This window comes from Rhizobium brockwellii (genome assembly GCF_000769405.2).
GTDB lineage: Bacteria > Pseudomonadota > Alphaproteobacteria > Rhizobiales > Rhizobiaceae > Rhizobium > Rhizobium brockwellii.
The window spans coordinates 2236261-2249479 of sequence record NZ_CP053439.1; the positions used below are offsets into that span (position 1 = coordinate 2236261).

Here is a 13219-nt window from a genome sequence, read left to right on the forward strand (position 1 = left end):
GCTATTATGGATTTCATGCGGCTGCTGAAGTCGTTCGAGGAGTTTCTGTATGAGATTGCCTCGTGGATCGTGTTCTATCCGATAACGATGTGGCGAACGCTACGCCACCCCTCTCAGATGATGCGCTATGCGGATGCCGAATTGCTCGATAATGAGGCCGATCAATACACCGACACGCTGAGCCCTCCGCTCTTTCTGCTGGTGACCCTGTTGATCGCGCACGGCATCGAGTTGAGCTTTTCGCGCCAGGACTCATCCGTCGCTCTGTCCTTTCTCTCCACCGATGCCAACCTGCTGATGTTTCGCGCCATCTCATACAGCATCTTTCCCTTGCTCATGGCTTTGAAATTGTTGCGTAAATCCAAGACCCCAATAGATAGAAAAACGCTTCGGCCGCCATTCTACAGCCAGTGCTATCTGGCGGCACCCTTCGCGCTCGGAATCGGTATCGCGACGATCCTGATACGAACAGGCACGGACATTCCGAGGCTGGCGGGACTTGCGGTTCTCCTGTTGGCGCTCGCCTGGTACCTGACGATAGAGACGCGGTGGTTTCGCGCTGACCTCGGCATCTCGACAATAAGGGCCGCTTTGGCAGTGGTCGTGACCGTCTGCGAAGCAACGGCCGTTGTCATCCTCTGCGGGGTGTTCGTCGTCTACGGTATGCCCGGCAAGACTGGTTAGTTGCCGTCGCGATAGCGCGCGCACATATCAAGTGTTCAATATCGACAGCCGTCCTCTATCCGCAAGCTCATCCGCGCGTTCATTGCCGGCAATGCCGGAATGGCCCTTGCACCAGGCAACTGATATCAGCCGGTTCTGCGAGAGCTGAAGATCGACCGCTTTCCAGAGTTCCGCATTGGCGATCGTTCGGCTTCGGCCATTCCCGTTCGGGCTGCGTTTCTTCCAGCCGTTGTTCTTCCAGATATGTCGCCTGATGTTGCAGCCTGTGACGGCGTAGATGGAATCGGACCAGATGACCGCATGTTCGCCAGCGGCCTCGCTGTTGATCCAGATTGCCGCCCTGAGGACGGCGGTCAATTCCATCGAATTATTAGCGGAATCTTCGACCCCACCGAAGCCGGACGCGATTTCCGCGGCATCGCGATAGACGACGAATGCCCAGCCTCCGTGCCCAGAACCGGGTTCATAACAACCGTCCACGAAGACGTGGAAGCCGTGTTGGGTTTCCGGCAGCCCGACTGTCGTTGCGGGGGAGCTGAGTTCGTTGGCAATACCTGTCATTTTCGACGTCCGGATATGAGTACGTTCCCCAAGCGACTGAGGAGATTGGAGTGGAGCACTTAGCCTCGTTGATTATCACCGGCAGCATCTTCATAGTCGAATACTGGGTCTCTGGCTGTCCGCTGGATAAAATCGCGAAAATACGCTAAGTATTTATTCCAGCTTATTAAGAGAAATACCCTAAGAGAAACCCGCGGCGATCAACGCCGCAATCGACCGATCGATTCTTTGCTCATTCCGGGACGACGCCGTGAAACGCCGAAACCTGTCTCTTGCCCTTCTCCTTGCCCTTGCGGCGCCTGCCGCCGCGCAAAGCAGCGCCGTCTGTGAGGACCTGCGCGGCCGCCTTGCCGACCTGCCGCGATCGATCGGCAATGGCAACGGCCCGGTGGCGCGCCAATATTCCAGCGCCATGGCCGAACAGAACCTTGAGCTGCGCAAGGTTCGCAACGAGCTGCGCAGCAATGACTGCACCTCGGGTAGCATGGTCGTGATCGGCGGCGAGAATGCCGATTATTGCGCCGAACTCTCGCAGTCCGAAGCCCGCATGATCGACAATATCCGCTATCTCCAGGACCGCCGCAACGAACTGGCCGGCCAGAACGGCGCCGATGACGGCGCACGCCGCGAACTGGTCGCGGCTCTCGACCGCAATGGCTGCAGCAGCGAAAACTTCTATGCCCCGAGCGATCGCAGCGCCAACGAACCGGCTCCGAGCGTCGAAGAACAGGCGATGCGCACCGATACCTTCATTCCGCTCGGCGGCGGTGAAGAGGTCGATCCGCGCTACGGCGTGCCGCGGGCCGAGATGCTCTCACCGGTCAGCACCATGTGCGTGCGCAGCTGCGACGGCGGCTTCTTCCCGATCAGCTCGAACGCCACGTCGGTCGATTTCGGCCGCGACGCCCAGACCTGCGCCAAGATGTGCCCGGGCATCGAGACCGAACTGTTCTATCGTGACGTGACGAGCACCGAAGCCTCGAACATGATCTCGGTTGCAACGGGTACGCCCTACAGCGCCATGAAAAATGCCTTTGCCTACAAGAACCGCACGCCCGGGGAAAAGTCCACCTGCGCCTGCAATCTCACCGCCTACTACGAGGAGATGCGCGGCAAGCAGGCGGTAAGCGAACCGCCGCAACTGGGCTCGATCACCACCATCCGCACCAATCCCCCGAAAGATGCCGCAGCCGCCGCGCCGCAACCATCCGTTCCCGAGCGCCCCTACGATCCGACGCAGAACCGCGTCCGTCAGGTCGGCCCGCAGTTTCTGGCCGGCGATCAGGGCTCGATCGACCTCGCCAATCCGGCAACGTCAGGTCCGCAGCCGCAACAGCAGCAGTGATCGAACAGCTGGCACGGCGGTGGCCGAGCCATAGCGGCGTCCTCCCAGGGTGGATGAGATGACGGCGATGTCACGTGAACGTGCGGCGGGATGTGAATGCGGATCGCTTGAGCATGGTCAGTAGGTCGTACGACCGCCGCTCAGGTCGAACGCCGATGCGGTCGTGAAGGAGTTCTCCTCGGAGAGCAGCCAGACGACCATCGAAGCGATCTCATGAAGTTCAACAAAACGGTCACGCGGAATGCGGACGCGCATATATTCGATAAACTCGGATGTCAGCCCGTCCAATATAGGTGTCTTTGCTGTGGTCGGCGTTACCGCGTTCACCGCGATTCCCGTCTTTGCGAGTTCCTTGCCAAGCGACTTGGTGAAGCCCAGCACACCAGCTTTCGCTGCGCTGTAGGCGGCGATGTTCGGATTTCCTTCCTTGCCCGCAACCGAGGAGATGTTCACGATCCGCCCGTAGTCGCGCTTTAACATGACCGGAACGACGTGCCGGCAACAATTGAAGGTTCCGGTGAGGCAGACATCGACGACGTCTTTCCACTCACCGAAGTCGTATTCGATCGTGGGCTTTACCGGGCCGGTAATCCCGGCGGAATTGACGAGGCCGTCGATACGGCCAAAAATCTCCTCGGTCGTCGCCGCCGCGTTTTTCACTGATACAGGATCTGCGACGTTGACGCTGAAAGCGACCGTGCCAGATCCGAGAGCGGAAGCGCTGTCCTTCGCCATGTTTTCGTTCAGGTCCCAGATGGCCACCTTGCCACCAGACTGGATGACGCGCTCTGCGATGGCGTAGCCGATGCCGCGCGCACCGCCTGTGATCACGATGATCCGTTCCTTCAAGTCGATCATGTTCATTGGGCCGTTATCCTCCGATTGAGCCGCCGATAGCCGAATATCTATTGGAAATTCCGGGATTTCTCCTTCAGCGTATCGATGTGAAGGTCAGGAATTTATCCCGAGTCCGAAACTATGCCGAGCCCATTCCCTAAAGCCCGAGATTTCCGGTAATCAAGGATTTAAAAGCTCGGCGTAATTTGAACGCTTTGGAAGACCGGGTATGGCCCGAAGCGAAAATCTTTGTCTGCATCCGTTACTCCGAAAGGCATTCTGCAGCCCCTTGTGTATAGACATTGCCGCACGCCATTAGCGAACGAACAGTAGGAGATGCTATGAACAGCAATCTTAAAGAGCTATCGTTTCAACAGGTTGATGTTTTTTCCTCGGAGCGAATGGGTGGAAATCCACTTGCGGTGGTAGTGGATGCGGACGATCTTGATACATCAACGATGGCCAAGTTTGCCAACTGGACCAATCTAAGCGAGACGACCTTCCTCCTAAAGCCGACGGTCCCGGATGCTGATTATCGCGTCAGAATTTTCACGCCACATCAGGAGCTACCCTTTGCCGGACACCCGACTTTGGGTAGCTGCCACGCATGGCTGACCTTGGGCGGAAAGCCAAAGCAGCCAGTTGTCATCCAGGAATGTGAGGCGGGTTTGATCCGGATCAGAAGAGACGACGATATCCTCTCATTTCTGGCTCCAGATTTGATCAAGACTGGACATATCGATAACGATCTAATGAAACGAGTTATGAGCGGTCTAAGTCTGTCACCTGAGATGATAGTCGATGCGAGTTGGGTAGACAACGGTCCCGGTTGGATGGCCTTGCTCCTGAAAAGCAGAGACGATGTCCTACGTGTCCGTCCGAACTACAAGAGTATTTCCGGACTAAGGGTAGGCCTGATTGCACCATGTTTGGGGGACGTCGATGGCGTGGATTTCGAGGTCCGCGCCTTCACCGCCGCTGGTTACGAAGACCCAGTCACTGGTAGCCTAAATGCGGGTTTGGCAAAATGGCTCATTTCCGCAAATCTCGCTCCGCCTTCATACATCGCTGCGCAAGGGACGGTCTTGGGCAGGTCAGGGCGGGTACATGTCCGGCTCGAATCCGAAGATGTTTGGGTTGGCGGCAATGTCGTTACCTGCATAAACGGAAAAGCTATCCTCTAAGACAGTCATCGGCCTGAGGCCGATGACTGCAATTGGCGCTTTCCTGCCTACTGAAAGTTCCTCGATAATTGGTGGGCTCGGCATAGTTTCGGACTCGGGATAAATCCCTTATGCCGAGTTCGGCATAAGGGAACAAAGATATCTCGGCCTCGCACGGCGTCGACGATACCGACATCGGTTTGCTCACCTTGACTGTCAATGGCGTGACTGTGCGATTGAGGCCATGCTCAACCGCACTGCCCTAGGTGTTCAGTCCCCATCCATCATGAAAGACGAGTTCATCGAGCGGCAGCCGCTGCCGCCAACCTTTGACGGAGAGTTCCGGCTCGTCATAGAGCCGGTCGACGAAACCGGCACAGAGCCAGGCGACCACCTCGATATGCTGGGGTATGCCGAGAATGCTCTTCAGGTCGCCTTCATGAAAGATGCTGACCCAGCCGATGCCGACCCCTTCCGCCCGCGCCGCAAGCCAGAGATTCTGGATGGCGCAGACAGTGGAATAGCTATCCATCCTGGGATTGTGCGTGCGCCCCAGTACCACGCTGCCGCTGCGAGTAGGATCGCAGGTCACGCATATGCCGAGCGGCGCCTCGACGATGCCTTCGAGCTTGAGCGAGCGGTAGGCCCGCCGCCGTTCGCCTTCGAACATCAGCGCCGCCTCCTCGTTGGCCCTCGCAAAAGCATCCCGGACGCGCGCCCGCACGGTTGCGCTTTTCACCAGAATGAAATTCCACGGCTGCATGAAGCCCACGGAGGGTGCATGATGGGCCGCCGTCAGCAGCCGCCGCACAAGGTCATCCGGCAAGGGATCGGGCAGGAACTGGCTGCGAACGTCGCGCCGCGTCATGATCGCGTGATAGACGGCCTCGCGTTCGGCCAAGGAAAAACCGGACGCCGCCGAAAGGGCATCCTCATCAAAGGGTCGCATCGTCAAATCCCCAACAACGCAACCGCCCCGCCGTCCGCGCGGATCGGTCTATCTAGCCAGGCCGGTCTTCTGACTCGGCGTCATCCGTCTGCCGCAGCCTTCCCGGCAAGAAGCCAGTGGCGTGATGAAGCGGCAAGCGTCGGCCTTACAGCGTTGGGCACGTTCCGGCCTTGCACCGGATTCCCGATTCTCCCGCCTGGACGGCGGGCACCTGACGGCGCATCTATTTCAGGAAAGCGCGGCGGCGGCAAGCCGGCCCTCATGCCGCCGACACGCTGCATGCGACATCGATTTCATGGACAGAGGCGCATCGCTGCCTTAGAAACAAACCGATCCTGACCGACGCCCATGGCGCCGCACTTTTCTCTTTGCATTTTGGTTGCCCGTGCCCCGCCTCACGCCCATGATCCTTGCGGTCGCCCTGTTCATGGAACAGATGGATTCGACCGTGATCGCCACCAGCCTGCCGGCGATCGCCGCCGATATCGGCACCTCGCCGATCGCGCTGAAGCTCGCCGTCACCAGCTATCTCGTGGCGCTGGCGATCTTCATTCCGATCAGCGGCTGGATGTCCGATCGGTTCGGCGCGCGTAACATTTTCCGCATGGCGATCGTCGTTTTCATGATCGGCTCGATCGCCTGCGCCTTTTCCAACTCGATCACGGCCTTCGTCATCTCACGCCTGATCCAGGGCGCTGGCGGCTCGATGATGACGCCGGTCAGCCGCTTGCTGCTGGTCCGGGGAACGCCGCGTCACGAACTCGTCGATGCCATGGCCTGGCTTACCATTCCAGCTTTGATCGGTCCGATCATGGGTCCGCCGATCGGCGGCTTCCTCACCACCTACCTCACCTGGCACTGGATCTTCTGGATCAACGTCCCGATCGGCGTGCTCGGTATCATCCTCGTCACCCGTTTCCTGCCGGCGGTCGAGCCGCGCAGCCCGCGGCCGATGGATTTCCCCGGCTTCTTCCTTTGCGGCATCGGCTTCTCCGGCTTCGTCTTCGGCCTGTCGGTGATCAGCCTGCCGGCCGTGCCCGTTATCTACGGTTATGTCACGGTTACGATCGGCGTCCTTGCCGGCCTCCTCTACCTCCTGCATGCCCGCCGCGTGCCCTATCCGCTTCTCGATCCGAAGATGTTCCGTTACCCGATGTTCCGGGCGGCAATCCTCGGCGCCTCGAATTTCCGCATGGGACTTGGCGCCCTGCCTTTCCTGATGCCGCTGATGCTCCAGCTCGGCTTCGGCCTGACGCCGCTGCAATCGGGCTCGGTCACCTTCGTCAGCGCGCTCGGCTCCATGGGCTCGAAATTCGCCGCCTCGCGCACATTCAATGCTTTCGGCTTCCGCACGGTGATCTCGCTCACCACCTTGCTGGCGGCGATCTTCCTCGGCATCAACGGCCTGTTCACCGCCGAAACGCCGCTGTTCCTGATCATGGCCTGCCTGCTGATCGGCGGTCTGTTCCGCTCCATGGCTTTCTCGGGCGTCAACGCCATGGCCTTCGGCGACGTCGATGATGCCGACAGCAGCCAGGCAACCGCGATCAATGCCGTTGCCCAGCGTATCTCCATGGCGATGGGTGTGGCGATCGCCGGCGGCATCCTCGAAATTTCCAGTAGCTTCCACGACGGCAAGCTGCTGGTCTCGGATTTCCACATCGCCTTCTTCAGCGTCTCGGCGATTTCGGCGCTGGCCTGCATCACCTTCCTGCGCCTGCCGCACGATGCCGGCGCGGAACTGACGGCGCGCGGCCGCAAGCGCCGGCACGCCGAGCCCGAAGAGGCCGTGGCGGAAAATAGCTCCTAGATTACTTGTGGCGGGAATGCGCCTCGCGATGAGCGAGGTGAGATCGTCCAATTCTACTTTATGATTTATTCACACATAAAATACACACTGCGTTTGCGCGTTTTGGGTTGCAGCGAGAGCATGGGCATGAGCGTCCATGATGCGACCGCCAGCGTGATGCCCGTATTGATACGCCGGTCGAAAACATATCCGACTGAGCCGCATTTCGAGGCCCCCGCGGAATGTTCCATTTTTTGAAGACGCTGCCTCTGACAGCCAAGCTGGCGGCCATCATCGTTGCCGTCAATCTCTGCGGCATTTCCGCTTTAGCCACCTATACGTGGATGTATGAAACGCGCGCGTTAATCGATGGCGCCAAGGCGAACTGGTCCAAGGATGCCGAGCAGTTTGCATCCGTGGCCGCTGGCGGCGTGAAATGGGGCAAGGCGAACGCCGTTCGCGAAGCTTATTCGCTCTACCGCGACGACCCCTCGCTCGACCTCGTCCAATTTGCCGCATTCAATGCGGACCTCGCCGCCGTCGACACCTGGGCGCGCGATGGCATCAGCGGTCTGCCCGCCGCAGCCGATCTAGCGAAGAGCCTAAGTGCGAAGCCGGAAAAAACGACCGTCGACGACAGTGGAATATCTGTCGGCGTGGTGACGATCATCGCGCCGCTGCCGCTGGATAAAGCGGGAAAGATCACCGGTTACGTCGTCACCAACTGGTCCGTCGAGAAAATCGCCGCCGAAGTCAAGCACAAGGTGCTGATTTCGCTGCTGACCCAGTCCGCAATCACCGCCATCGCCGTTGCCGCATTCCTTCTCGCCATGCGCAGCCTGGTCGGCCGGCCGATCCGGATCATCAGCGAACGGATCAGCGCGCTGCAGAAGGGCGATCTGGTCTCTCCCGTTACCTACAAGGAAAACGGCGATGAAATCGGCTTTCTCGCACGTGCCCTGGAAGTTTTCCGTCACGAGGCGATCGCCAAGGTCGAAAGAGAGCAAGCAGCTGCCGAGCAGAGTGCCTCGCTCGACGCCGAGCGGGCGCGCAACACATTGTTGACCGAAGAAGCCAGCAACACGCAACGGCTGGTCATGAACGCCCTCGAAAATGCCCTTGAACAGCTCGCCGCCGGCGACTTTTCCATACATCTGGCCGATGTCGGTCCCGAATTCGATAAATTGCGGCAGGATTTCAACAACATGGTCGATGCGGTCGCGGCCGCCCTGACCGAGATCAAGACCGCTTCCGTGGCGGTTGAAACCGGTTCGAGCGAGCTGGCGACCTCCGCGGATCAACTCGCCAGGCGCACCGAGCAGCAGGCAGCCGCATTGGAAGAGACGGCCGCCGCGCTGGATGAAGTGACCACGACGGTCAGAACATCCTCGCAACGCGCCGAAGATGCCGGGCAGTTGGTCGAGGAGACGAAGCGGAGCGCGCATGTCTCTGCAACGGTTGTGCGTGATGCGATCGGGGCGATGGACCGGATCCAAACCTCGTCTAGCCAGATCGGCCGCATCATCGGCGTGATCGACGAAATCGCGTTCCAGACAAACCTGCTGGCGCTGAACGCCGGCGTCGAAGCCGCACGCGCCGGCGAGGCCGGCAAGGGTTTTGCTGTTGTCGCCCAGGAAGTGCGTGAACTCGCCCAGCGCTCTGCCAATGCAGCCAAGGAAATCAAGAACCTCATCAACGTTTCCAGTCAGGAGGTCTCTGTCGGCGTCGGGCTGGTGAATCAGACCGGCGATGCCCTCCTGAAGATCGAGGAACAGATCAATCGCATCAGCGACAGCATCGCTTCCATTGTTCACTCCTATCGCGAACAGGCGACGGGTCTGCAGGAAATCAATGGTGCGATCAACCAGATGGACCAGACGACACAGCAGAATGCGGCAATGGTCGAGGAAACGAACGCCGCCTGCCACGAGCTACTGTCGCAGGGACGCCTGCTGCAGGACTCAGCCGGCCGGTTCACCGTCGCCGCATCTGCGATGAGCCAGCCCAAACCCGCTCAACCCGCTCGTCAACCCCGCGCCGAGCACCGCCCCGAGCAAAGAACTTTCCTGCAGCGCCGTGCAGGAAATACCGCCGTAGCCGCTTCTCCCGATGCATGGGAGGAGTTCTGAAGCCAAGCCCATCCGATAAGCCGCATTCCTCAGCAACCGATAATCAGGAAACGAACAATATGAAGAAAGTTGTGACCGCATTTCTTTTTGCCTGCACCGCATCTGCCGTGCCCATGGGCGCATCCATGGCACAGGATGCCAAGCTTGCCCCGATCTCCGACTACGTGACGAGCGACGTCAAGCCCTGGCTCAACGACCCCGCCATCGTCGAGGCCGTAAAGGCGCAGAACGCTGCCAACGCCAATCTCAGCGCAGCCGACGTCGACGCCCTCGACAAGAAGTGGCGTGCCGAAGTCGATGGCTCCGACCACTCGATGATCGACGGCGTGCTCAACAATGCACTGTCGAAATTCCTTCAGGGAAAGAAGGAAGCTTCCGGCGGCAAGATCACGGAAATCTTCGTCATGGATGCAAAGGGCCTGAATGTCGGTCAAAGCGACACCACGTCGGACTACTGGCAGGGCGACGAAGCAAAGTTCCAGAAGTCCTTCGGCGCCGGCAAGGACGCCGTCTTCGTCGATGAGATCGAAAAGGACGAATCGACCCAGACGCTGCAGTCGCAGGCAAGCGTCACGATATCCGACGACAAAGGCACGCCGATCGGCGCCATCACCGTCGGTGTCAACGTCGACGCCCTCTGATATCCGGAACCGTGCTTAGTTCGTAAAGCAGTGCAAATGCATAGCGCCCAAAAGCATAGGCGATATGCATAAACAACGACTTGGAGCACGTCGCATAAGAGAGATCGAATGCGACGTGCTTTGTGGGTCCCCGGGTGTATCTTCCACAAGAGTGCCCGATTTTCAGACAGAAAATTCCGCGTGACAACGCCTGGGCGTGACGTTACATACGCGCCATGTCGATCACATCAATCAACGCCTCGCGATTTTATTGGTACCGCTGCTCACAGCGGATGCGGGTCCATGCGTAACTGAATTCGACGCGACGACAACCCGAACAGCCGCTAGTCTACCTGGCGGCTTTTTTGTTCCGCGCGGGTATGACCAAACAGGAGCCATACCGTGTCTGATACCATTGACGATCTGCGTATCGTCGAAATTACCCCCTTGACCAAGCCTGCCGATATCATTGCGGAAATTCCCCGCAATGCTGATGTCAGCAAGACCGTGACCAGCAATCGCGATGCGATCCACCAAATTCTTCGGGGCGACGACGATCGCCTGATCGTCGTTATCGGCCCCTGCTCGATCCATGATCCCGTTGCCGCCAGGGACTATGCCGCTCGGCTCGCGGAACAGCGGCAGCGCTTCGCCGGCGATCTCGAGATCGTCATGCGCGTCTATTTCGAAAAGCCCCGTACCACCGTCGGCTGGAAGGGCCTGATGAACGACCCGCATCTCGACGGCAGCTACCGCATTGAGGAAGGCCTGCGCATCGCCCGGCGTCTGCTGCTCGACATCAATGCGATGGGCCTTCCGGCCGGCGTCGAATTCCTCGACACGATCACGCCGCAGTACATCGCCGACCTCGTCAGTTGGGGCGCGATCGGCGCGCGCACGACCGAAAGCCAGATCCATCGCCAGCTCGCCTCCGGCCTCTCCTGCCCGATCGGCTTCAAGAACGGCACCGACGGCGGCGTCCGCGTTGCGCTGGATGCCATCCTCGCCGCCTCGCAACCGCATCACTTCCCGGCGGTAACGAAGGACGGCCAAGCGGCCATCGCCTCGACAACAGGCAATGACGATTGCCACATCATCCTGCGCGGCGGCAAGCGGCCGAACTATGAAGCTGCCGACGTCGAGGCTGTCACGAACGAAGCCGTCAAGCTCGCCGTCGCCCCCCGCATCCTCGTCGATGCCAGCCATGCCAACAGCGGTAAGGACCCGATGAACCAGCCGATTGTCGTCAAATCCGTCGCCGCGCAGATCGCCGCCGGGAACAACGACATCAAGGGCATGATGATCGAAAGCAACCTCGTCGCCGGCCGCCAGGATCTCATTCCCGGCAAGCCGCTGGTCTACGGCCAGTCCATCACCGACGGCTGCATCGATTGGGACATGTCGGTCGACGTGCTCGATAATCTGGCCCACGCCGTCCGCGATCGTCGCAAGGCCGCCGTCGCGGCCTGAGCGGCACTATCAAGCGCGGCGGGCAGATATCCCGCCGCCCAACAGGGCGGTGGGGGCCAACCCCGGTTATCTCATGGGTACGTCTACCGGATACGGCTTCATAACTCACGCCCGGATGATCGATCCAAGTTCCGATTTGAAAACTGGTACGAGCAACGTGGGGTTACCAACCAACCGCCCCGCCATCATGGGTGGAGCCCGAGGCCGGATCATCGGCACGCGGAATAGGAGCAGATTCAATAGAGCAGCCGTGGATGCACTGAATCGGGCCCGTGTTCAGTCGCGACCCTGTAATAAGTACGCATGTCGTCGCGCTCTTTTTCGTAAGTCCACTTCAAGCCCCATCTGCATTCTTCCGTCATGCAGTCACGGCTCTTCGATTCGAACATATCGAGTTGAAATGCCTCGCCATTGATTTCGCCGGTGATCGAGCCGGTTTTCCCCTTATCCTTCGATATGAGTTCAAACGCCCCTGCTCGACCATCCAGACAGTAGATCTTCCCGCGATAGGTTCGCTCGCCGGTCTCCAGCTTCCAGAAATTTGTCTTCACCTGCGACACGCTGTAGCGACCCTTGCATTGCTGCCTTTCGGCAGAGCCGATCTCAATCGTTCCACCCATCTCCTCACTCTCGTTCCTCGCAGTCACCTTTCCGACCACCGGAGTACCCGTTGCAAGGTAGCTTCCCTCGACACCACGGACAAAAAGATATGAACATCCTGCGAGCGTGAAACCCATTGCCACCACGGAGCCGGCGATCATAAAACCACGTAGCGTCCACGCGCATCTCAAGAGAGCCAGCAAGTCTCCACCTCCAGTTTCATCTTCATGTTTGCGGATGCCAAAAGAGCGAGTTGGAGCAGTGGGCGACCAGTCGTTAACAGCCAGAATAGCACTGATATTCAGGTCACGATATTTCCCCACAATTAAGAAGATGAATGAATGCCACAGCTCATCCTGAAATAGAATACCTCGTCCGCTTCGGCGAGGTGCACGGAACCGGAGGCAGCAACTGCAATCAAACCTTGGCAGTCCCCCAATCACCCACCCCTCATAAGCGTTCGCATCAGCAATTCGGAGATGAGCCCAGGCGCGACGTTGTCACGCACACTGTAACGTGCAATCCTGCCGAATAAACTTTTTCGATAGCGGACGCATGCCTGTAGAAACTCTTCCGTATCCACCTTGGTGGAGAATAGCGATTGCGTTGATCGTGGTTCCCTTAATCGCGTCCTTCGCATACGCTCTTTACAGCCCACTGTATCAGGGCCTGCCGGATATGACCGAGCGCGTTATCCGAACAACTCAGGCCGTCGCGCTCATTGGTGCGTATCCGCCAACTGCTGTGTTGGGGATTCCATTGCTATTCTACTTCAGGCGACGTGTATGGCCGTCCCTTGCAAATTGCGCGATGGTTGGGGCCTTTGTTGCGACCTTCCCCTGGATGTGCCTAGTTGCATTTTTCGGCCCTGACGAGGCTTATACTGGTGACCACATCACTTACCAAAACGGCATGATGACATGGTGGGGATTGCTGGAGACCCTCAAATTCCTCGCAGTGACAGCTGTATTCGGCTTTGCTGCTGGTGGACTGTTCTGGCTAATGGCCGCCGCTGGCGTTAAAAGACAGCCCGTTTCTGAAACGGTTCCCAGCAAAGTGTTCGAGTAGGTGG

At 59.0% G+C, this 13219-nt stretch carries 12 protein-coding genes and 1 riboswitch; of the genes, 8 read left to right on the top strand and 4 right to left on the bottom strand.

From position 1 onward, the window contains the following. Positions 1 to 6: 6 nt before the first annotated feature. Positions 7 to 684, top strand: coding sequence for a hypothetical protein (locus RLCC275e_RS11200; protein WP_033182350.1), 678 nt, complete (start codon positions 7 to 9; stop codon positions 682 to 684). A gap of 27 nt (positions 685 to 711) precedes the next feature. On the opposite strand, the gene RLCC275e_RS11205 is transcribed toward RLCC275e_RS11200, so the two are convergent. After that, complete coding sequence (locus RLCC275e_RS11205) at positions 712 to 1245, bottom strand: ribonuclease H family protein (protein WP_033182349.1); 534 nt, start codon at positions 1243 to 1245, stop codon at positions 712 to 714. Positions 1246 to 1495: 250 nt separating this feature from the next. On the opposite strand from RLCC275e_RS11205, the gene RLCC275e_RS11210 reads away from it, so the two are divergent. Next, positions 1496 to 2590 (top strand): DUF2865 domain-containing protein, encoded by a 1095-nt coding sequence (locus tag RLCC275e_RS11210; RefSeq protein ID WP_033182348.1) that lies wholly within the window; start codon positions 1496 to 1498, stop codon positions 2588 to 2590. Positions 2591 to 2707: 117 nt separating this feature from the next. On the opposite strand, the gene RLCC275e_RS11215 is transcribed toward RLCC275e_RS11210, so the two are convergent. Continuing rightward, a complete protein-coding gene (locus RLCC275e_RS11215) occupies positions 2708 to 3454 on the bottom strand; it encodes an SDR family NAD(P)-dependent oxidoreductase (protein WP_033182347.1) in 747 nt (248 codons plus the stop codon). 314 nt (positions 3455 to 3768) lie between these two features. On the opposite strand from RLCC275e_RS11215, the gene RLCC275e_RS11220 reads away from it, so the two are divergent. Further along, positions 3769 to 4611: a PhzF family phenazine biosynthesis protein gene (locus RLCC275e_RS11220; protein ID WP_033182346.1), complete on the top strand. Its 843-nt coding sequence runs from the start codon at positions 3769 to 3771 to the stop codon at positions 4609 to 4611. Between the two features lie 241 nt (positions 4612 to 4852). On the opposite strand, the gene bluB is transcribed toward RLCC275e_RS11220, so the two are convergent. Beyond that, positions 4853 to 5539, bottom strand: coding sequence for a 5,6-dimethylbenzimidazole synthase (gene bluB, locus RLCC275e_RS11225; RefSeq protein ID WP_033182345.1), 687 nt, complete (start codon positions 5537 to 5539; stop codon positions 4853 to 4855). 42 nt (positions 5540 to 5581) lie between these two features. Beyond that, positions 5582 to 5769: riboswitch (cobalamin riboswitch) on the bottom strand. A 173-nt stretch (positions 5770 to 5942) separates the two neighbouring features. On the opposite strand from bluB, the gene RLCC275e_RS11230 reads away from it, so the two are divergent. The 4 genes from RLCC275e_RS11230 (at position 5943) to RLCC275e_RS11245 (ending at position 11547) form a co-directional block, all read left to right on the top strand. Further along, a complete protein-coding gene (locus RLCC275e_RS11230) occupies positions 5943 to 7349 on the top strand; it encodes an MFS transporter (RefSeq protein WP_130707662.1) in 1407 nt (468 codons plus the stop codon). Positions 7350 to 7570: 221 nt separating this feature from the next. Beyond that, entirely contained in the window at positions 7571 to 9457 is a 1887-nt protein-coding gene (locus RLCC275e_RS11235; RefSeq protein WP_033182344.1) for a methyl-accepting chemotaxis protein, read from the top strand. Positions 9458 to 9516: 59 nt separating this feature from the next. Next, positions 9517 to 10098 (top strand): hypothetical protein, encoded by a 582-nt coding sequence (locus tag RLCC275e_RS11240; protein ID WP_033182343.1) that lies wholly within the window; start codon positions 9517 to 9519, stop codon positions 10096 to 10098. Between the two features lie 381 nt (positions 10099 to 10479). Beyond that, complete coding sequence (locus tag RLCC275e_RS11245; RefSeq protein WP_033182342.1) at positions 10480 to 11547, top strand: 3-deoxy-7-phosphoheptulonate synthase; 1068 nt, start codon at positions 10480 to 10482, stop codon at positions 11545 to 11547. 236 nt (positions 11548 to 11783) lie between these two features. On the opposite strand, the gene RLCC275e_RS11250 is transcribed toward RLCC275e_RS11245, so the two are convergent. Continuing rightward, entirely contained in the window at positions 11784 to 12350 is a 567-nt protein-coding gene (locus RLCC275e_RS11250; protein ID WP_028741215.1) for a hypothetical protein, read from the bottom strand. A gap of 409 nt (positions 12351 to 12759) precedes the next feature. On the opposite strand from RLCC275e_RS11250, the gene RLCC275e_RS11255 reads away from it, so the two are divergent. Continuing rightward, positions 12760 to 13215, top strand: coding sequence for a hypothetical protein (locus tag RLCC275e_RS11255; protein WP_245276839.1), 456 nt, complete (start codon positions 12760 to 12762; stop codon positions 13213 to 13215). Positions 13216 to 13219 lie beyond the last annotated feature (4 nt).

What these genes read in the sequence shown, in the direction of transcription:
- RLCC275e_RS11200 (WP_033182350.1), top strand. Translation starts at nt 7, where the DNA reads ATGGATTTCATGCGGCTGCTGAAGTCGTTCGAGGAGTTTCTGTATGAG.
- RLCC275e_RS11205 (WP_033182349.1), bottom strand. Translation starts at nt 1,245, where the DNA reads ATGACAGGTATTGCCAACGAACTCAGCTCCCCCGCAACGACAGTCGGG.
- RLCC275e_RS11215 (WP_033182347.1), bottom strand. Translation starts at nt 3,454, where the DNA reads ATGAACATGATCGACTTGAAGGAACGGATCATCGTGATCACAGGCGGT.
- RLCC275e_RS11220 (WP_033182346.1), top strand. Translation starts at nt 3,769, where the DNA reads ATGAACAGCAATCTTAAAGAGCTATCGTTTCAACAGGTTGATGTTTTT.
- bluB (WP_033182345.1), bottom strand. Translation starts at nt 5,539, where the DNA reads ATGCGACCCTTTGATGAGGATGCCCTTTCGGCGGCGTCCGGTTTTTCC.
- RLCC275e_RS11230 (WP_130707662.1), top strand. Translation starts at nt 5,943, where the DNA reads ATGATCCTTGCGGTCGCCCTGTTCATGGAACAGATGGATTCGACCGTG.
- RLCC275e_RS11235 (WP_033182344.1), top strand. Translation starts at nt 7,571, where the DNA reads ATGTTCCATTTTTTGAAGACGCTGCCTCTGACAGCCAAGCTGGCGGCC.
- RLCC275e_RS11240 (WP_033182343.1), top strand. Translation starts at nt 9,517, where the DNA reads ATGAAGAAAGTTGTGACCGCATTTCTTTTTGCCTGCACCGCATCTGCC.